The sequence below is a fragment of the Aquibium microcysteis genome, from assembly GCF_014495845.1.
GTDB lineage: Bacteria > Pseudomonadota > Alphaproteobacteria > Rhizobiales > Rhizobiaceae > Aquibium > Aquibium microcysteis.
The window spans coordinates 5,936,308-5,956,297 of record NZ_CP061080.1 but is presented as its reverse complement, the minus strand read 5'-3'; the positions used below and the strand labels follow the sequence as shown (position 1 = coordinate 5,956,297).

14 protein-coding genes and 1 tRNA gene are annotated in these 19,990 nt (G+C 64.0%); 5 read left to right on the top strand and 10 right to left on the bottom strand.

Annotation, left to right across the window (positions count from 1 at the left end):
- Nucleotides 1-31: 31 nt before the first annotated feature.
- Nucleotides 32-259 (top strand): DUF465 domain-containing protein, encoded by a 228-nt coding sequence (locus IAI54_RS28015; protein WP_187970297.1) that lies wholly within the window; start codon nucleotides 32-34, stop codon nucleotides 257-259.
- Nucleotides 260-348: 89 nt separating this feature from the next.
- On the opposite strand, the gene smpB is transcribed toward IAI54_RS28015, so the two are convergent.
- A complete protein-coding gene (gene smpB / locus IAI54_RS28010; protein WP_187970296.1) occupies nucleotides 349-828 on the bottom strand; it encodes an SsrA-binding protein SmpB in 480 nt (159 codons plus the stop codon).
- Nucleotides 829-853: 25 nt separating this feature from the next.
- Nucleotides 854-1,735: a 4-hydroxy-tetrahydrodipicolinate synthase gene (gene dapA / locus IAI54_RS28005; RefSeq protein WP_187970295.1), complete on the bottom strand. Its 882-nt coding sequence runs from the start codon at nucleotides 1,733-1,735 to the stop codon at nucleotides 854-856.
- A 242-nt stretch (nucleotides 1,736-1,977) separates the two neighbouring features.
- Here dapA and IAI54_RS28000 point away from each other — a divergent pair, with 242 nt between their 5' ends.
- A complete protein-coding gene (locus IAI54_RS28000) occupies nucleotides 1,978-4,044 on the top strand; it encodes a lytic transglycosylase domain-containing protein (protein ID WP_187970294.1) in 2,067 nt (688 codons plus the stop codon).
- 144 nt (nucleotides 4,045-4,188) lie between these two features.
- Here IAI54_RS28000 and IAI54_RS27995 read toward each other — a convergent pair whose 3' ends face one another.
- Together IAI54_RS27995 and IAI54_RS27990 are read right to left on the bottom strand one after the other, a co-directional pair.
- A complete protein-coding gene (locus IAI54_RS27995; RefSeq protein WP_187970293.1) occupies nucleotides 4,189-5,298 on the bottom strand; it encodes a porin in 1,110 nt (369 codons plus the stop codon).
- A 362-nt stretch (nucleotides 5,299-5,660) separates the two neighbouring features.
- A tRNA-Ser gene (locus tag IAI54_RS27990) sits at nucleotides 5,661-5,751 on the bottom strand.
- 533 nt (nucleotides 5,752-6,284) lie between these two features.
- Here IAI54_RS27990 and IAI54_RS27985 point away from each other — a divergent pair.
- Both IAI54_RS27985 and IAI54_RS27980 read left to right on the top strand, forming a co-directional pair.
- The gene (locus IAI54_RS27985; RefSeq protein WP_187970292.1) at nucleotides 6,285-7,403 is read left to right on the top strand and encodes a porin; all 1,119 of its coding nucleotides are present in this window, start codon (nucleotides 6,285-6,287) and stop codon (nucleotides 7,401-7,403) included.
- A 226-nt stretch (nucleotides 7,404-7,629) separates the two neighbouring features.
- On the top strand, nucleotides 7,630-8,505 hold the full coding sequence (locus IAI54_RS27980; RefSeq protein WP_420838326.1) for a tyrosine-type recombinase/integrase: 876 nt from the start codon (nucleotides 7,630-7,632) through the stop codon (nucleotides 8,503-8,505).
- Nucleotides 8,506-9,845: 1,340 nt separating this feature from the next.
- Here the strand turns inward: IAI54_RS27980 and IAI54_RS27975 are convergent.
- Both IAI54_RS27975 and IAI54_RS27970 read right to left on the bottom strand, forming a co-directional pair.
- Complete coding sequence (locus IAI54_RS27975) at nucleotides 9,846-10,994, bottom strand: glycosyltransferase family 4 protein (protein WP_187970291.1); 1,149 nt, start codon at nucleotides 10,992-10,994, stop codon at nucleotides 9,846-9,848.
- Nucleotides 10,995-11,333: 339 nt separating this feature from the next.
- On the bottom strand, nucleotides 11,334-12,509 hold the full coding sequence (locus IAI54_RS27970) for a glycosyltransferase family 4 protein (protein WP_187970290.1): 1,176 nt from the start codon (nucleotides 12,507-12,509) through the stop codon (nucleotides 11,334-11,336).
- A gap of 263 nt (nucleotides 12,510-12,772) precedes the next feature.
- Between IAI54_RS27970 and IAI54_RS27965 the strand changes: the two genes are divergently transcribed.
- Nucleotides 12,773-13,987, top strand: a complete 1,215-nt coding sequence (locus IAI54_RS27965) for a phage major capsid protein (protein WP_187970289.1) — start codon at nucleotides 12,773-12,775, stop codon at nucleotides 13,985-13,987.
- Nucleotides 13,988-14,152: 165 nt separating this feature from the next.
- Here IAI54_RS27965 and IAI54_RS27960 read toward each other — a convergent pair whose 3' ends face one another.
- The 4 genes from IAI54_RS27960 to IAI54_RS27945 all read right to left on the bottom strand — a co-directional run bounded on the left by IAI54_RS27960 (nucleotide 14,153) and on the right by IAI54_RS27945 (nucleotide 19,982).
- Complete coding sequence (locus tag IAI54_RS27960) at nucleotides 14,153-15,151, bottom strand: glycosyltransferase family 4 protein (protein ID WP_187970288.1); 999 nt, start codon at nucleotides 15,149-15,151, stop codon at nucleotides 14,153-14,155.
- 1,355 nt (nucleotides 15,152-16,506) lie between these two features.
- Nucleotides 16,507-17,454, bottom strand: a complete 948-nt coding sequence (locus IAI54_RS27955) for a glycosyltransferase family 17 protein (RefSeq protein ID WP_187970287.1) — start codon at nucleotides 17,452-17,454, stop codon at nucleotides 16,507-16,509.
- 12 nt (nucleotides 17,455-17,466) lie between these two features.
- Nucleotides 17,467-18,528 (bottom strand): glycosyltransferase family 2 protein, encoded by a 1,062-nt coding sequence (locus IAI54_RS27950; protein ID WP_187970286.1) that lies wholly within the window; start codon nucleotides 18,526-18,528, stop codon nucleotides 17,467-17,469.
- Nucleotides 18,525-19,982 (bottom strand): lipopolysaccharide biosynthesis protein, encoded by a 1,458-nt coding sequence (locus IAI54_RS27945; protein WP_187970285.1) that lies wholly within the window; start codon nucleotides 19,980-19,982, stop codon nucleotides 18,525-18,527. Before IAI54_RS27945 ends, IAI54_RS27950 begins: the two co-directional genes overlap by 4 nt.
- Between the last annotated feature and the right edge of the window lie 8 nt (nucleotides 19,983-19,990).

The following is a 19,990-nucleotide window of genomic DNA, read 5'->3' as shown; positions in this document are numbered from 1 at the left end:
CCCTGTCGTCACCACCACAGGAGGACAGGACATGGATACATTCGTGAAGGCTCTGGAACGGCGGCGCCAGGAGGTTCAGGCCAGGATCGACGCGGAGATGGCGCGGCCAAGGCCCGACGCCCTGAAGCTCCTGTCGCTGAAGAAGCTCAAGCTGCATTTCCGCGACCAGATCGAATTCATCCAGCGCACCGACCGCAACAAGGCGCCGGTGATGGTCGTGCGCCGCCGCGCGCCCTTTGCTGCCGCCCAGCGGGCCTGAGGCCTCGCCGGGAGCGCTGCGGCCGGTCAGCCCGGCTGCAGCGGGACGATGGCGAACGGCCGCGTGCGCAGCGCGCGGCCGAACACGCGTCAGCCCCGCTCCTTCAGCAGGCGGCCCTTCTCGCGCGACCAGTCGCGTTCCTTCTCGGACTGGCGCTTGTCGTGCAGCTTCTTGCCGCGGGCGACGCCGAGCAGGAGCTTGGCGCGGCCCTGGTCGTTGAAGTAGATCTTCAGCGGCACCATGGTCATGCCTTCGCGCTCGACCGACTGGGCGAGCCTGGCCATCTCGCGCTTGCTGACGAGGAGCTTCCGCCGGCGGCGGGGCTCGTGGTTGAAGCGGTTGGCCTGCAGATATTCCGGCAGATAGGAATTGATCAGCCAGATCTCGCCGCCCTCGCTGGAGGCGTAGCTTTCCTGGATGTTCGCCTGGCCCTGGCGCAGCGACTTCACCTCCGTGCCGTTGAGCACGAGGCCCGTCTCGATCGTGTCGAGAATCTCGTAGTTGAAGCGGGCCTTGCGGTTCTCGGCAACGGTGCGGTTGTTCGGATCGGCTTTTCTGACCTGGACCATGGCTGAAAGATGCGGTCTTTCCGCGTCAGTTCAAGAGGCCGGCGTGCTGCATGGCCGCGTCGATCTTCTCGGCGGTGGCCGCCTCGATGGTGACGAGCGGCGAGCGCACGACGTTTTCGACCCGGCCGAGCCGCGACAGGGCGTATTTGGCGCCGGACACGCCGGGTTCCAGGAAGATCGCCTTGTGCAGCGGCATCAGCCGGTCCTGCAGCGCCAGTGCGCGGTCGCGGTCGTTGGCCATGGTGGCGGCCTGGAACTCGGCGCAGAGGCGCGGCGCGACGTTGGACGTCACCGAAATGGCGCCGACGCCGCCATGGGCGTTGAAGCCGAGCGCGGAAGCGTCCTCGCCGGAGAGCTGAATGAAGTCCGGCCCGCAGGTGATGCGCTGTTCCGAGACACGTTCGATCTTGCCGGTGGCGTCCTTGACGCCGACGATGTTGGAAAAGTCGTGCGCCAGCCGGCCCATGGTCTCGGGCGTCATGTCGATGACCGAGCGCGGTGGGATGTTGTAGATGATGATCGGCAGCGCGGTGGCGCGCGCAACGGCGGCGAAGTGCTCGTAGAGCCCGCGCTGGGTGGGCTTGTTGTAATAGGGCGTGACCACCAGCACCGCGTCCGCGCCGGCTGCTTCGGCGAAGCGGGCGAGTTCGACCGCTTCCACGGTGTTGTTGGAGCCTGCGCCGGCGATGACCGGCACGTTGCCCTTGGCCACGTCGATGCAGGCCTTCACCACCCGGCGGTGCTCGTCATGCGACAGCGTGGGGGATTCGCCGGTGGTGCCCACCGGAACGACGCCGTCGGAGCCCTCGGCGATCTGCCACTCCACGAAGGCCTTGAAGGCTTTCTCATCGAACGCGCCATCCCGCTGGAAGGGCGTGACGAGAGCGGTGAACGAGCCTCTGAACATTTTTCCGACGAACTCCCCTGGCATTGGTCGCGGCACGACGGCAGCGCGCGCGGGCTGTTTAGCCGATTGCAGCGGCGCGCACCATAGGCAGCCGGCGCAGGAGCGCCGGTGGACGCGGCCGGTGTGGCATTTTCGCCCCGCATGCGAGGCGACGCTGGCGGAGGAAGCATCCGGTAACCATTTCGGCAGGGATGAAGCGCATCATAGGACGCGAGAGAGACACGATCCGGAGGCCAGTCCCCATGCGCGGGATCGTCCTGATGGCGGCGCTGATGGCGGGCGCGGCCGCACCGCTGCCGGCGCAGGCGCTGCGCCTGCCTGCGGCGGAGGTGCCGCTGCCTTCGGCGCGTCCCGACCCCGCGGACGTCACCGGCGCGATCGTTCCCGATCCGCCGACGCTCGGCATGACGCCCGACCCGAAGGCGCTGCGGCGCGCCGCCGATCCCGTCGCCCGCGGGCTGGACGCGCTCGACCAGACCGAGATCGAAGCCTTGCGGGCGATCCGCGACGCGCTGCCGGCGGGTTCGCTCGACCGCGCCATCCTGACCTTCGCGCTGGCGAGCGGCGGATTCTCGGCCGTCGGCGCAGACGAGCTGGCCGCCGCGCTGACGGAGCTCGACGGCTGGCCGGGCCTCGACGGCATCGAGCGCAACCGCGAGCGCGCGCTGGCGCGGCTGCCTGCGGAACCGGAGGCGGTGATCCAGGCCTTCGCCGGACGCCCGCCGCTGACGCTGGAAGGCAAGCTCATGCTCGCGCGGGCGCATCGTTCGGTCGGCGACGGGGCGGCAGCGGCGGCGGTGCTGGCCCCGGTCTGGCGCATGCAGAGGCTGGACGGCGCGACGGAGGTACGGCTGATCGCGGAGTTCGGCGAAATCCTGTCGCGCGAGGACCACCGCGTGCGCATGGAGACGATGCTGCACGACGAGCGCGCGCAATCGGCGCTGCGCGTGGCGGGGCTGGCGGGCGCGGAGGCACTGGCCCGCGCCTGGACCGCGGTGAACCGCGGCGACAGGACCGCCGCCGCGCTGCTCGACGCCGTGCCGGAAGAGCAGCGGACGTCGGCCTACATCTTCGCCAAGGCCCGCTTCCTGCGGCGCGGCGGCCGGTTCCTCGAGGCGGCGGAGACGATGCTCTCCGTGCGGCGGGACGCGCAGGACGTCGTCGACCCCGATGCGTGGTGGGTGGAACGGCGCGTGCTGTCGCGCGAGATGCTCGACATCGGCCGGCCCGACCTCGCCTATGCCATCGCCGCAGCGCATTCGGCGGAGAGCCCGGCGATGGCGGCGGACGCCGAGTTCCATGCCGGCTGGTATGCGCTGTCCTTCCTCGACCAGCCGGAAACGGCGCTCGCCCATTTCGAACGCATCGCCGCGCTGACGTCGGGCGCGATCTCGCAGTCGCGGGCATTCTACTGGATGGCACGGGCGATGGAGGCCGGCGCGCCGGGCGACGCCGGCGCCGCCTACGAGAAGGCCGCGGCCTTCGGCACGGCCTTCTACGGCCAGATCGCCGCAGCGAAGCTCGGCCGGCAGACGATCCCGGTCGCCGCGCCGCAGCCGTCGCCCCACGAGCGCTTGGCCTTCGCCCGCCGGCCGGAGGTGGCGGCGATCCGCCGGCTGGAGGAGGCAGGGCATGCCGGCCGGGCCGAAGCGCTCTATCGCGGGCTCGCGGCGACGCTGGAAAACCCGCGCGAGATCGCGCTGCTTTCCGCCATGGCCGAGCGGCGCGGCGACCACACGCTGGCGCTGAGGGTGGGCAAGATCGCCGCCGCGCGCGGCCTCGACGTCGGCGCGCTGGCGCATCCGCTCGGGGCCATCCCGCCGGAAGCGGAGATTTCGGATGCCGGCGCGGCGCTGGCCTATGCGATCGCCAGGCAGGAGAGCGAGTTCAACGCCGGCGCGGTGTCGGGCGCGGGCGCGCGCGGGCTGCTGCAGCTGCTGCCCGGCACGGCGCGCGACATGGCGCGCGGCGCCGGCCTGCCCTATTCGCCGGCGCGGCTGACCACGGATGCCGCCTACAACGCGACGCTGGGGGCCGCCTTCCTGGCCGACCAGCTCGGCCGCTTCGACGGTTCCTACGTGCTGACCTTCGCGGGCTACAATGCCGGCCCCGGCCGCGCGCGCGACTGGGTGGAGCGCTACGGCGATCCGCGCGGCGCCGACCTCGCGGCGGTGGTGGACTGGATCGAGCGCATCCCCTTCACAGAAACGCGCAACTACGTGCAGCGGGTGATGGAGAACTACCAGGTCTACAAGATGCGGCTGACCGGCCGCACGGACGTCGCGCGCGACCTCGTCGCGGGGCGGTAGACTGCGGGGCCGTTGCCGGCACGGGCCGAAACCGGCGACCGCGTCCCGCATCGCAGCGGCGGCAGCCAACGTGCCGAAACACCGACCTGAACGAAGAAAACCCGGCGGTTGCCCGCCGGGTTCTCGAACCGATCCCGAAAAGGATCAGAAGTAGCGCGTGAAGCGGAGGAAGCCGTTCCAGGTGTCGTCGGTGACCGGGCCGAAGTCTTCCTCGGCATAGGTACCCTCGAGGCGAACCTCGAAGTTGGTGACCGGAACCCAGACCACCGCACCCTGGACCAGCCAGGCGTTGTCGCCGTCGAAGGCCTCGAAGTACTGGCCGCCGATGGTGGCGCTCCACTGAGCGTTGAAGGCGTGGGTGTAGGCACCGGCGACCGACCACTCGACGAAGTTGTTGCCGGGTGCGCCGGCGGGGCCGCCGGAAACCGGCAGGTTCAGGGCGTAGGAGTTCGGATCCGACGCGTAGAAGGCACCGAGGCGGATGTTGGAGCCCGCCATGTTCGGGATGTTGTACTGCATGCCGATCAGGCCAGCCCAGGCTTCGGCCGACTCGTCGTAGGCGACCTTGCCCCAGACGCCACCCCAGCCCTGGCTGATGCCGAGCACGCCGACCACGTCGGGCATGTAGCCTTCACCCGTGGCGACGTCGTCTTCGAGGACGATCGAGCCGAAGAGGCCGTTGCCGCCCGAGAAGGTGTAGCCGATCTGCTGGCGCTGCTGGTAGGCATAGACGCCGCCGCCATCGGTCGGGATGATGCCGAAGCGCGAGATGCCCGGCAGGCCCCACGGGGCAGCGAAGGCCGACTCGGTGTAGCCGACGTAGAAGCCGCCGAGCTGCACGATCGCCTGATCCATGCCGTAGGCGGCGTCGGCGTTGGTCAGCGCATCGGCCTGGATACGGAGGAAGCCGCGCAGCGTGCCCCACTCGGTGTCGGAACGCGCATCGACGTTCAGACGGGCGCGGGTGTTGAACTGCCAGCCTTCCTCGAAGCCGTCGAAGTCTTCGTCGTCAGTGGCGATGCCACCGATCGAGTAGCCGTTCTCGTTGGTGTTCACCTGCATGCGGACGTAGCCGTCGAACTTCAGGCAGGTCTCGGTGCCGGGGATGTAGAAGAAGCCAGCGCCGTAGGCGTCGCAGACGCGGACGTATTCCACCGGCTCCGGCTCGGCGATGACGATGGCGTCGGCGGCGCGGGCGCCGGTGACTGCGACGAGGGCCGCAGCCGAGCCGAGAAGAAGGCTCTTGATGTTCATTTTCTGACCTCCAGTCAAAGTATGGACGGGAGAGCGGCCGATGGAGGGCGCCGGCGCGATTGCGCTCGTCTTTTCAAGGACTTGAGAGTGCCGATGTCGGGCAGCCCATCCGCGGGCGCCGCACGCGGACGGGCTTGCGCGCCACCGGCAGGAGGATTTTCGGACGAATCGGCCCCCGCATGGAGCGCCATACCGCGGATCGGCGGTTTGGCGGCCCGGCGCCGGGAATCGCGGCGGACCTGGGACGGAGGGACGGATGCCGGGCCGGTTCCCGGGCCCGGTGCCAGATCCTGTTCGTCCGGTAGATCCGGCGCATGTGGGGCGCGAAGCAGGAGAATCTGTGGGCGGTACCCGGGGGAAAGTGGCGGAGAGGATGGGATTCGAACCCACGAGAAGCTTTTGACCTCTACTCCCTTAGCAGGGGAGCGCCTTCGACCACTCGGCCACCTCTCCGTTGCCGCCCGGATAGACCGGAATGTCCCGCCGCACAAGGCATTTTCCGGCGGGAGGTAGGAGAGGAACGGGGCGAGCCGGCTGCATGGGCGGCACAGGGCACGGGCTTCGTGCGGCGGCAGCGGCAGGGCAGGCCTGCGAATCGGCGTTGCCGCCTTGGCGGAACCGCGCGGCAAAGCGCCGGCTGCGACGGGGCGCGGGCGCAACCGGGAAAAGGCGCGATTCCAGCGCCGGACGGGCGATTCCCGGCCGTCGGGGGTGCCACAAGTGTTACCGCTTTCTGAAACGCGGCCCGATTTGCGGCGCCTGGCCGGGATTTTCGTGGCTTTTGTGCAACAGACGCCGGGCATCAAGCAGCGGAAGCCCGGGATCGGGCGGTTCCGCAGTTGAACCGGCCGCGGCGGCGAGTATGGTTGGCCTCGGAGAAGGGGCGCAGAGACGCATCTTTTTCGGAAAAGGGGATGGGGCAGTCCATGCTGTCCTTCAGCCAGAATACCCAGACCCACTTTGAAACTTTGACTGGAGGTCAGAAAATGAACATCAAGAGCCTTCTTCTCGGCTCGGCTGCGGCCCTCGTCGCAGTCACCGGCGCTCGCGCCGCCGACGCCGTCGTCATCGCCGAGCCGGAGCCGGTCGAATACGTCCGCGTCTGCGACGCCTACGGCGCTGGCTTCTTCTACATCCCCGGCACCGAGACCTGCCTGAAGTTCGACGGCTACGTCCGCATGCAGGTGAACGCTTCCGGCGGCGACGAAGTGTACGATGCGGATCCGGGCCCTGGCGTCACTCTCGACCGCCGCGACATCGCGGAAGGCTGGCGCTTCAACACCCGCGCCCGTCTGAACGTCGATGCGCGCTCGGACACCGAGTGGGGCACGCTGCGCGGCTACATGCGCATCCAGGCCGACGCCGTGTCGAACACCGACGCCGCTTACGGCATGGACCAGGCGATCGTGCAGCTCGGCGGCTTCTACGTCGGCTACACCGAATCCGCATGGGCTGCCCCGTGGGGCCTGCCGGGCATCGCCCGCTTCGGCATCCTGCACACCGACAACGGCGGCGCCTATGCCTACCAGCAGCGCCAGCAGATCGGCTACACCTTCTCGGGCGGCAACGGCGTGTTCGGCTCGATCGTTCTGGAAGACGACACCATCGCTGACGTGGGCGGCGAGGGCTACATGCCCGACGTGGTCGGCGTCCTCGGCATCAGCCAGGGCTGGGGCGGCGTCTGGGGCAAGGCTGCCTATGACGAGTCGAACGATGAATGGGCTGGCATGATCGGCATGCAGTACAACATCCCGAACATGGCCGGCTCCAACATCCGCGCTGGCGTGTTCTACGCTTCGGGCACCAACGCCTACGCTCTCAGCATGCCCGTGTCGGGCGCTGCTGGCGCGAATGCCGTCGAGTGGTCGGTTGCCGGTTCGTATAACCACAAGTTCAATGCTCAGTGGAGCGGCACGGTCGGCGGCCAGTACTTCGAGGCCTTCAACGGCAACAATGCCTGGATGGTCCAGGGTGCTGTGGTCTGGGCTCCCGTCACCAACTTCGAGGTTCGTCTCGAGGGCTCCTACGCCGACGAAGACAACGTCCTCAACCGCGGCGACGGCGATGCCTGGAACGGCTTCCTCCGCTTCACGCGCTACTTCTAAGCGCCTGAGCGTCTAGACCGTCGGGTCCGCAATTTTTAACAATTGCGGACCCGAACCTTTTGGCAATATACGGGCATCGCGGCCGGTACGCGGCGGTGGATGTCCCTTTATTGCGGTAAGCCGGGGGGCTTCATTCCAGGATGAAAGACCTCTCGTGGCCGTTTCGAAAGCACTGGACACCCCACGCGAAGAGCCCACAGGGAACGCCGCTCCTGCCCGGCAGGACATCCCTGGCTTCTCCTACGCCCTGACCTATTCCGCGCAATCCGCTCCGCGCCTCGTGCGCGAGCAGACACTGGCGGATCTCTACCGGCGTTATGCCGACATTCTTTGGGAAGACGGCTCGCACAAGAACAACGTCTGCGCCTTCATTCACGAGATGCATGCCATCCTGGGCGGCAGCGCGTTCAGCGCGATCTCCCAGGACACTGTCGACGAGATCACGGGGGCGCTGCGCAGCCGCGGCAACAGCAACGCCACCATCAACCGCAAGATGGCCGCGCTGAGCAAGCTGCTTCGCAAGGCGCTGAAAATGGGCGACGTCCACAGCCTTCCGGACTTCATCCGCCAGAAGGAGCGCGCCGGCCGGATCAGGTTCCTAACGGCCGAGGAAGAAGCCGCGCTCTTCGACGCCATTCGCGTCCGATCCGAGGATTACTACCGGCTCTCGGTGTTCCTGGTCGATACCGGCGCGCGTCTCGGCGAGGCGATCGGGCTGAAATGGGGCGACGTCGGCGAGGGCCGCGTCAGCTTCTGGATCACCAAATCCGGCCGCAGCCGGTCGATCCCCCTCACGCATCGCGCGATGGAGGTGGTCACCGCGCAGGCCGGCCGCCGCGGCGGCCCCTTCTCCGGCATCCTGCAGCACAGGTACCGCGCGGTCTGGAACGAGGCGAAGGAATCGATCGGACTGGGGTCGGACGCCGACGTCGTGCCCCACGTGCTGCGCCACACCTGCGCGTCGCGCCTGGTGCAGGGCGGGATCGACATCCGCCGCGTCCAGACCTGGCTCGGCCACCAGACGCTGACGATGACGATGCGCTACGCCCACCTCGCCACCAACGACCTCGACGTCTGCGTGCCGATCCTGGAACGCCGCTGATCGCGACCGCCCTCCGGCCAGCCGCCGGCGCCGGATGATGCCGGCGTTCCTTTCGATCGACCGTCGGCGCCCTCCCCCTCATCCCGAGGTGCGAGCCTGCACGCCCCCGCCAGCGGAGCATGACCCCGCGCGGCGAACCTCGAAGGACGCATGCCTCTGCAAGCCGCCGCCTCACTGCGTCGCGCCGCTGGCCCGTCCGCCGCGCCGTCATCAACTCTGCTGCACTCGAGCATCTGCAGGCGGGCATCGAAGCCCACCCGCGCGGCCTCCTCATCGGTGTCATGCCGGGGCCGCGAAGCCGAACCCGGAATCCAGCGTGTTGACCGAGATGGAAGTGCGCGGCGCTCGTGCCCGTCCGGGAGCCGGCACTCTGGATTCCGGGTTCCGCTGCGCGGCCCCGGAATGACGTGTCCCGCGGGCCAAAGCGTGTCGCGATCTTTCAGATTCGCTCCGGACGCATCAGGTCCTTGTCTTCGCACATGTCTTTCACCCGAAACCGGTGCCCCCTTTCGGGAGACATGCTTCAGCCGCACCGGGACGGACGGTGAGGACGAGGGGCTGGAGACCGGCACCCCCACCTTCGTCATTCCGGGGCCGCGCGGCGAACCCGGGATCCGGCGCCGCGCCGCATGCGAAGCTCGCCCCGCGCGGGCGCGATACGGTGAAGGTCGGCGTCCTGGATTCCGGCTTCCGCTCCGTGGCCCCGGAATGACGCCTGCCTATCGAAACCGCATTCGCCGTTCCGCCCCCGCGGACGCCCTCGTCGCCGTCATGCCAAGGCGCATCGTCCTCGCCGACACGCCCATCGCCCGGAACCGCCTCCGGAGCCGAACCGCGGCTTGACGGGAAACACAGCATCCCATCCCCCTGTCGGTACCTTCTCCCCGCAGCGGGGAGACGGGGTCGCGGTTGCGATTGCGGTGCCATATCCCCCACCTTTGAGAATGGCGAAGCCATCGATGACGGCTTCTTCTCCCCGCTCGCGGGGGAAGAAGCCGGCAGGGGTTCATACCAGCGGTCTTTTCGATTGACCCACGGCGCTGCCCCTCATCCGCCTGCCGGCACCTTCTCCCCGCAAGCGGGGAGAAGGGGCACGGCCGCGACATCGGCACCAGGTAGGCGACCTTTGCGACCGGCGAAGCCGTCGGTGACGGCGTTCTTCTCCCCGTGTTACGGGGAGAAGAACGCCGGCAGGCGGATGAGGGGCGGCGCGAGGGTCGAAGGTAGAGGCCAGTCGTATCAGGGGCGGCGCGGAAGGTCGACGATGAGGGCCTCCGGTGTGCCGGCCGATGCGGGCGGCGCGGGCCGTGCCCACGCAGGCCGGGCCGGGCACGCCGTGCTCATGCCGCTCTGCCGGTCAGGTCGTGCAGCAGCTGGCGGTTCTGCTCGATGGTCGATGCATCCTCCAGATGCCTGCGCGCCAGCGCCAGCGCTGAGTCGCGCAGCTGCAGCCGCTGCCCGCGGTCCATCCGCGACACGTCCTCGATCTTTTCCCGGAAGGCATCGGGATCCGCCAGCGGCAGGTCCCAGCCCGCGCCCGTCGAAGCCAGTCCGCGCCAGGGCGTGGTATCGGCGATGAGCACCGGAAGCCCGACCGCCAGCGCTTCCAGAATGACGTGGCCGTAATTCTCTCCCCGCGTGGGAAGGAAGAAGAGATCGTATCGCGCGAGCGTCTCCGGGACCGCGGCATGCTCGACCTCGCCGCGATGGACGGCCGAGACATGGGGCGGAAGGTCGGCGATCGCCCGTCTGCACAGGTCCCAATAGGCATCGTCGCGCACGGGGCCGTAGATGTCGAGCGAGGCAGGCGTGGACAGCCGCGACAGCACGTCGATGGCGTAGTCGAGGTTCTTCATCGGCGTGATCCGGGAGAGGAAGCAGATGCGGATCGGACCGGTGCGCTCCTCCGCCATGGTCGCCGGAACGGCGGCCTGCGGGCCCGGAAGATCGGACGCCACCCGGATACGCGGAGCCGACGCCGGGAACATGCGCAGGACGTCCGCACGCTCATGCGGGGTCGATGCCTGGAAGAGCACCTGTCCGTGGAGCCGCAGCGCGGCCGCTGCCGCCAGGTAGGCCTTCTTCTTCCCGGGTTTGATGGCGAGCGCCGACGGGGCGAATTCGCCCCGGGGTGCAAGCAGGCAGGGCCGACGGGGGAACAATCCCAGCCTGCGGCAGAGGAGCGGCAGGATGGTGAATTCGGGATCGAAGAAACTGTTCAGGTAGAGCGCGTCGTGCGGCGTGTCGCGCACGAGGCGCACGAGGGCCGGGAGCCTTCGCCCGGCGGGGCTGGCATACCAGACCGAAGCCTTGCCGACCCGGTTCCACGCGTCGACGTCGACGCCGCCATAGGCCCGCTCGTCCGTCGCATCGCGGTCGGACGTGACGATCCGGAAATCGAACGCGTCGCCGAGGGCCTCGACGAGGTTGGCGATCGTTCGGATCGGGCCGCCGGACCTGTAGCCGGGGAGGTCATCGCGTATGAACACCGGTATGATACCAGCGGTCTTTTCGATTGACCCACAGCGCTGCCCCTCATCCGACTGCCGGCACCTTCTCCCCGCAAGCGGAGAGAAGGGGGCACGGCCGCGACATCGGCACCAGGTAGGCGACCTTTGCGACCGGCGAAGCCGTCGGTGACGGCGTTCTTCTCCCCGTGTTACGGGGAGAAGGTGCCGGCAGGCGGATGAGGGGCGGCGCGAGGGTCGAAGGTAGAGGCCAGTCGTATCAGGGGCGGCGCGGAGGGTCGACGACGAGGGCCTCCGGTGTGCCGGCCTAAGCGGGCGGCGCGGGCCGTGCCCACGCAGGCCGGGCCCGGCACGCCGTGCTCATGCCACTCTGCCGGTCAGGTCGTGCAGCAGCTGGCGGTTCTGCTCGATCGTCGATGCATCCTCCAGATGCCTGCGCGCCAGCGCCAGCGCTGAGTCGCGCAGCTGCAGCCGCTGCCCGCGGTCCATCCGCGACACGTCCTCGATCTTTTCCCGGAAGGCATCGGGATCCGCCAGCGGCAGGTCCCAGCCCGCGCCCGTCGAAGCCAGTCCGCGCCAGGGCGTGGTATCGGCGATGAGCACCGGAAGCCCGGCCGCCAGCGCTTCCAGAATGACGTGGCCGTAATTCTCTCCCCGCGTGGGAAGGAAGAAGAGATCGTATCGCGCGAGCGTCTCCGGGACCGCGGCATGCTCGACCTCGCCGCGATGGACGGCCGAGACATGGGGCGGAAGGTCGGCGATCGCCCGTCTGCACAGGTCCCAATAGGCATCGTCGCGCACGGGGCCGTAGATGTCGAGCGAGGCAGGCGTGGACAGCCGCGACAGCACGTCGATGGCGTAGTCGAGGTTCTTCATCGGCGTGATCCGGGAGAGGAAGCAGATGCGGATCGGACCGCTGCGCTCCTCCGCCATGGTCGCCGGAACGGCGGCCTGCGGGCCCGGAAGATCGGACGCCACCCGGATACGCGGAGCCGACGCCGGAAACATGCGCAGGACGTCCGCACGCTCATGCGGGGTCGATGCCTGGAAGAGCACCTGTCCGTGGAGCCGCAGCGCGGCCGCTGCCGCCAGGTAGGCCTTCTTCTTCCCGGGTTTGATGGCGAGCGCCGACGGGGCGAATTCGCCCCGGGGTGCAAGCAGGCAGGGCCGACGGGGGAACAATCCCAGCCTGCGGCAGAGGAGCGGCAGGATGGTGAATTCGGGATCGAAGAAACTGTTCAGGTAGAGCGCGTCGTGCGGCGTGTCGCGCACGAGGCGCACGAGGGCCGGGAGCCTTCGGCCGGCGGGGCTGGCATACCAGACCGAAGCCTTGCCGACCCGGTTCCACGCGTCGACGTCGACGCCGCCATAGGCCCGCTCGTCCGTCGCATCGCGGTCGGACGTGACGATCCGGAAATCGAACGCGTCGCCGAGGGCCTCGACGAGGTTGGCGATCGTGCGGATCGGGCCGCCGGACCGGTAGCCGGGCAGGTAGTAGCGGACGAACACCATGATGACGGGCCGCGGCTGCGCCATCACGGCCTCCCGCCGCCGCCGGCAGGCGCCATGCGGGTTCCGCTTCGCGTCGGTTTCGCCCGCGCCGCGTGCATGGATTTCATGGGGCACGAACTTTTTTTCAACGCCAAGGTCCTGATTTCATTGGGTCGGCATGCAGCCCGAGGGGCAATGAAGAAAAAATTCCGAACCCCTCTGTCCCCACCCCCTCCGGGCGGCCGCATCCTTTGCGGGCGCTGCCGGATCGATCCCCGATCCGGGACGCACCGAAAGGGAGACCGTGCATGCAATATGACCACATCGCCGCCCCGGAGAGCTTCCCCGACGCCGCCGGCGCCTTCGACACCTACATGAATGCCTTCGAGGCCTTCAAGGCCGAGAACGACGCCCGGCTGCTGGCGCTGGAAAGCCGCAAGTCGGTCGATCCGCTGGTGGAGGACAAGCTGGCGCGCATCGAGCAGACCCTCCAGAAGGTCGACCAGGAGTTCCTGCGCCTCAACCGCCCGATCCTGGCCCGGGTGGACGGCGCGAGCGAGGCCAAGAGCGCCTTCGAGCGCTATGTCCGCAGGGGTGATCCCTCGCATCTGCTCTCGCTCGAGGGCAAGGGCATGAGCGTCGGCTCCGAGCCCGACGGCGGCTTCCTCGTGCCCGAGAGTTCCGAGACGGCGCTGTTCGGGGAGCTGAAGGAGCTCTCCCCCATCCGCCGCATCGCCGGGCACCTCACCGTCTCGTCCAGCGTCTACAAGCGGCCCTTCGTGACCGCGGGCGCGGCCACCGGCTGGGTGGGCGAGACCGACGACCGCCCGGTCACCGGCACGCCGAAGATCGCCGAGCTCTCCTATCCCACGATGGAGATCTATGCCTGCCCCGCCGCCACCGGCAAGCTTCTCGACGATGCCGCCGTGGACGTGGATGCCTGGCTGAACCGCGAGATCGTGGATGCCTTCGCCACCGCCGAGAGCCGCGCCTTCGTCTCCGGCACCGGCGTGAACCAGCCCAAGGGCTTCCTCGCCTACGACCAGGCCGCCAACGACGCCTGGGCCTGGGGCAAGGTGGGCTACGTGGCGACCGGCGTCTCCGGCGGCCTGCCGGCCGACTATGCCGCCGACGTGCTCTACGACCTCGTCTTCGCGCTGAAAGCCGCCTACCGCCGCAATGCGCGCTTCGTGATGAACCGGATGACCCAGTCGGCCATCCGGCGCATCAAGGACGACAACGGCAACTACCTCTGGCAGCCGGATCTCGCCGGCAGCCTGCGTCCCACCCTGCTCGGCTTCCCGGTGGAGGAGTGCGACGACATGCCCGACATCGCGCCGGGCGCGGCCAGCCTCGCCTTCGGCGATTTCGAGCGCGGCTATCTGGTGGTGGACCGCCGCGGCGTGCAGGTGCTGCGCGATCCCTACTCGGCCAAGCCCTACGTGCTGTTCTACGTGACCAAGCGGGTGGGCGGCGGCATCAGCGACTTCAACGCCATCAAGCTCCTGAAGTTCGCGGCATGAGGCGCGCGCGCGGAGGCGGCCGGTCTCCGCGCGCCCGTAACGAGGCAGGGGCCGAGGCCTCCGCGGCGACGTTCCACGCCGCGTGAGGCCCGCCCCGGCGCGGATGGCGGGCTTCTCTCTCCCGTCATTCGCAGGCGGCCGCCGGGTGTTGGGTCCCGGCGGCCGTCATTCTTGCGCAATCTCGCGGTAGAGCGCGGCATAGCGCTCGGCCACCGCGGCGGCGCTGAAGCGCGCGGCATTGGCGAAGCCGCGCTCCACCAGACCGGCGCGATAACGCTCGTCGGCGATCACGCGGTCGACGCCGGCACGGATGCTTGTGACATCGAGGGGATCGACCAGGCAGGCGCCCTCGCCCGCCACCTCCGGCATCGAGGAGAGGTTGCTCGTCACCACCGGCCGGCCAACCGCCTGCGCCTCCACGATCGGTAGCCCGAAACCTTCATATGTCGAGGCGAAGAGTACGAGATCGGCGGCGACGTACTCGGAAAGCAGTTCCTCGCGCGACAGCCCGACCCGGCTCTCGAACGCGATTCCATGCCGGCGCAGAACACTCTCCTGTGCCGGGTCGAGTTCACCGACCACCACGAGGAGACAGGACAGTCCTTCAAGCGCTTCCGCCACCCGCTCGAGGTTCTTGTTCGGCCGTGTCCCGATCTGCAGGATGCGCGGGCGCGCAGCATCGAACTCCTTCGGGGACGGCTGGAACTCGGCGGAGACGCTGTTGTGGATCACCCGGATCTTGCCCGGATCACAGCGCACACTGGCAATCAGCGCCTGCCGCGTCGTCTCCGAAATGGCCACCACGGCACGGCAGCGCCGCACAGGCAGCCAGTACCAGAACAGCCAGAGCACGAAGCGCCTGACGCCGCGCAGCCGCCCAAGCAGAACGAGATCATGCACGGTCAGGACCGTCCGGCGCGGATCGAGCAGAAGCACGAGGTAGTGTACGTCCCCGGTGACGTGATTGACGTCGCTCTGGGCCGCGCGCGCCGCCCACATATCCTTCAGGCGCGGCAGCAGGCCGGTCGAGGGATGACGGCAGGTCCAGACCTTCACCCGGCAGTCTGCGGGCATAGCGGTGCGGACGTCTTCGAACAGTCGCTCGATGCTGAAGACGTTCGGGCGGGGATGGCGGGTGAAGTGGGTGATGTACGCGGATAACATCAAATTTCACAGAACTCAGTCAGCACGCCTAAGCACAACCCACCCTGTCTTCTTTAATACATAGATAGCTACCGTCATGAACAGGAATACCCTCAAAAGACCAATATACGTATACAAGGCGTAATCGGAACCAATCGATAACGATATAGCGACAAATAGGAGTAATATTCGCTGAAGCGGATTCCTAATCCATACATTCGCAATCACTGAACCCAGCGATATTAGAAAGCCGGAGACAATTCCGGATACAATAACGAAATTAATACCTCCCCATATGTAATCTGCAACCGGTCTTATTAGCGACACAGAATTATACTCGTTACCAGTCAGCTGGATAGACAAGACCCGACCAAGATCCGCTAGGGGCTTGTCAGGCCAAAAGTACCTCGGTACGAACGCCAACGGTAACAAGAGGGAGTACGCCTCATCAACTCTTCTCTTTAGTTCGTCAAGTTGTCCCAAGTTATACATCTTTAGAGCAGTCGCACCTGTCCGTGTGTTGTCGATTCGATTCACAACGCGATCTAGAAGACGGGTGCTACCGTAAACTTCGACCGCGCTATCGTCGAACAGAGTACTGAATGCTTCAGCTACATCTACTTGCCCATACGAGTCCCGATATAGACGGAGCGGCTCGATAACGGAGTAAGCAGCGAAGATCAAAAATAATGTGGCACTAACGTATCTGAGGCGTAAATTTCCGTTCATCCAGCTCGCGACAGCAAGCAGCGCAACCGGCAGAAACACCTGAAACTTAAATCCCGAAATGAATCCTGCGAGCGTCCATAGGACGACTAAGCCGTATACTCCCCGTTTTCCACGACGATGTCTTTCTGCCACCAAAGCTACCAAAAGAAGTAAAGGCATCCCAAGGCGCGCCGCAATCGATATAGGATCTAGCCAAACCGGCGCTTCACTTACCATGTCGACCGACCTAAAGTAACCATAGTATCCGGCCATCGTCAGGACAATCAGTACAACGCTGGCGCCCAATGAGTACGCATAGCTAATCCGTGAGATCGTGAGCGGATGTAGAGTTAGCTGCGGAAAACGGAACCTTATTACCTTAGCTTCAGCGGTAAGTCGGAAAACAACGTGTCCAACTATGACGGATATTAAATATACGGCCACGACTATGAATACTTCATCCAGCCAGATAGATATAGTTTTATAATTATCACCCGCGTAACCGAACAACCCTAATGCATTTAGCGTGAAGTACTCCACTATCTGAAGGCCAAGTATGCCCCAGAACCAACTATATCCTATCTTCTTCGATCGGAGCCCCCTGTAAGCTTGAATAAATGCATATATTCCAACAGCTATGGCGGCGACCGTTATGGTGTTATAATCTATCAGGGTAACACCTTCCTTAAGAAGCGTCTGGATATATCACTAATCACCTCTCCTCCGCTAAACCAAGGAAGTATCTTATGCCTCTCGTGCCGATGCAAACGATTTAGACTCAAACGGACCGCTAAGTTAATATCATCAGGACTGTCAATTGCCTCATGCGACAAGAACTCTGGATATCGCGATACGAGAGACGTGAGCTCTTTACATCCGAAATCATCAATGCTGACTACCGCCCATACTTCTCCAGGACGCACGTGCGAGTGAAACCCTCTACGCTCGCGAATAAAGGCCGCGATATCTGCCTTTTTATTCATCTGCGCCTCCCGCTCTTGGTGGGAGTAACTCGCCAGCTTTGTACTTACATCATTCGTTCTCGTAAGGTAACTGAAATGCCAACCTGCGTTATAGATAAAATTTTTTCCGGTAATCACATTTTCCCAGCGGGCACTTCTCATTTCCTGCGGAGATCGCAGCAGCCTCCTAGGAAAAACCACCGGACCCGCCCAGACTGCATCCAGACCATGAATTAACTTGTAATTGAACTTGAAGTTATAGGTATCCAGGCCTAGATAACTTATCTCCGAACATCCAAATTGCGTGATCGCAGTCAACGCACTTGGTCTAGGGATTTCATCCACGTCGGAAAACAAAATTATATCTTCATCCCTGCACTTCTCCATATAATGAACTAATGAATTTCTACTATAATACTCTCGCTGCCAAGGATCTTTTCCAACCAGTTTCTCCAACCAAACGACATCTACTTTATGGCGATATTCTTCCGGGATTCGATCGATAACGTAACTCAAATTTATATTCTTACTTCGCCCAGTGAATGTCTCGTTAGAAGCTACAACGATATGCCTTTCAACACAACTGCTTAGCAAGGAGAGTCGTATATTCAGAATTTCATATTCGTCATTCAGCAGGACGCAGTCAATTATCACGACAGACTACCCTCACATCAATCTAAGTGTTACTGCTAATTTCCGAGCGCGCCCGAGCCACCTATTCCAGATAGTTCGCACCCAAAGATATCGCCATCTATGCGGCGATTCTATTATAATTCTCATATACCGATAATAATATAGGGGAACAAAACTAGCTATTTCTCTCGCCTGCGTATCAACAAATTTGAAAACTTCCCTATTCTCCACATATTTCGATCTCTCAATTATACCCATAAGCTCACGGCCGATAAGTATGTAGACAGCTTTGCGATCAATACGAAAGTCCGCTGCCATCCTTCTAAGTAGATCTATCCTCTTAATCCAAAATTTATTAAACCCCTTCGGGTCCCGTGCCATAACTTCTGTCCATGATCCTGCTACACCACGCCGATACACAGACATCGGCCTATCTATGTAGAGGGCGCCGCCGTTCCTGGCTCCGTAAGCTTGGACGTAAACATCGATCGCACCGCCACACTCCGATAGCCAAGAGGGCATATCTTTCAACATCTGAGCTTTGACCAGTATACTCGCAGTAGGCATGAAACTACCCCCGCCAAATATAACATCTTGTGTCTTTATTATTCTGTTTCTACTGGATACCCTATTTACAGGACCTACGAGATCAGAAGAATCCCCGTACTGTATCATACACGAATGAAAAGATATGTCGACTCCGCGCACTGTGTTAATGCAACCGATCTGCAAACTGAGCTTGTTTCCGTCGATCCAATAATCATCCCCTTCACAGAAGGCGATCCACTCTCCCCGGCATGCAGCGAGCGCGCGCTTATAGTTACTGTATATTCCGACGTTTGATTGCGCAGTCAGAACCCGGATTATATTCGGGTATCTTGCTTGATATTCTCTGACAATTTCTAAAGTCGCGTCTGTTGATGAATCGTCGGCAATTACCAGTTCAATTGCGAACCCACATTCTTGTCTCACCACTCCTTCAATTGCCTGTGCTATATATTTCTCATGGTTATAGGTAAGCATGAGCACAGACACAGTCGGATCGATGGGTAGGACGCTGGCGTCGCTGCACTCGTTTGTCGATTTTTCCATCATGAATGCTTAATACGTTTGATATTAGTCAACAACCGCTTTGCGATAGTTGCCCCGCCTCCAACATTCAGAACAATAACCACAAATAAGAACACTACGGTGCCGCTGGAGATACCGATTAGAAGGCTCGCCACTGGAGGGACTGCCTTGGCCTGAGCGACGAGAAATGCAACCATAATTGCCATAGCTGCTGCTAACAGGACTATCGAAGTGACGTCGCGCAGCTGCGCCAACGCTCCGTAACCCGCTAACTGAGATAGATAATGCGTGTTTATGAAGAAGCTGGCTATTCCAACCGCGACCATTCCCCAAGCGATCCCTATTGGTCCGAACTGGGATGCACCGAGCAGAATGATGATACCTATTATTTTCTTGATCACCTCCAATCTGAAGAAGAGGTCAGCGCGGCCAAGCGCCAGCAGCGCTTGAAGATTCAGAACATGCATCGGCATCAGAAGGCTTGCCAAGCACAATACCTGGAGGAAAGGAGCACTCGGTAGCCACTTCTCGCCAAACAGGGAGAGCACAAGCGGCTCGGCGACGGCGGCTAAGCCGAGCATCGCTGGTGCGTGGATCAGCATGCTCCCCAGAAGGGCGGAACGGAAGTTCTCTTTCAAGCGAATGCTATCGACTGCGGCCAGGCGTGAGAAATGCGGAAAAGCAACGCGAGCGATGATGCTATTGAGGATGGTCGCTGGCGTCTGAGCGGTGGTATCCGCTCGTGTATAGTAGCCGAGCGCCGTGACGCCGTAAAAGACCCCCACAAGAACGGTATAGATGCGGCTATAGACCGTTTCGAGCAAGGCTGAGGCCAATATATATCCACCAAATCCGAACAGCCGGCGTGCGCTAGCCAAGCTCACTACGAATGCGGGACGCCAAGGGCTGACCACCCATGTCAAAAGTGTCGTTACGGCGGCGGCTACGAATGCCTGCATCGCCAGCGCCCAAACCCCCCAACCCTGCCAGGCCAGCCAGACGGCGATGCCCCCGGACAGGATGGCCGACCCGATGCTGACGACCACCAACGGCCGGAAGTTCATCGTCTTCGTGAAGAGGGCACGCGGCACGGCGCCGATGGCGCCGGCGAGAACTGTCAGTGCCATCACTCCCGCGAGCGGTTCAAGAACGGGGACGCCGTACAGATCTGCAATTAATGGTCCGGACAGGAAAAAAAGTCCAGCGACTGTGGTTCCTAGCCCAGCGTTCAACCAGAAAACGGTCGACTCGTCGACAAGCGTGGTGTCCTGCTGCTGGATGAGCGCGCTGGACAGGCCACCTTCTGCAAAAATTCCCGCGATGCCCGAGAACAGATAGAGGAGCGCGATGGTGCCGAAGGCTTCCGGCGACAAGAGCCGGGCGAGAACGATCGAGATGCCGAACTGCACTCCCTGCCGCAGTAGTATGTCTGCCGCACTCCAAACTGTTGCAGAAATCGCATTCGCCTTGTCAGGCATGTAGCTCT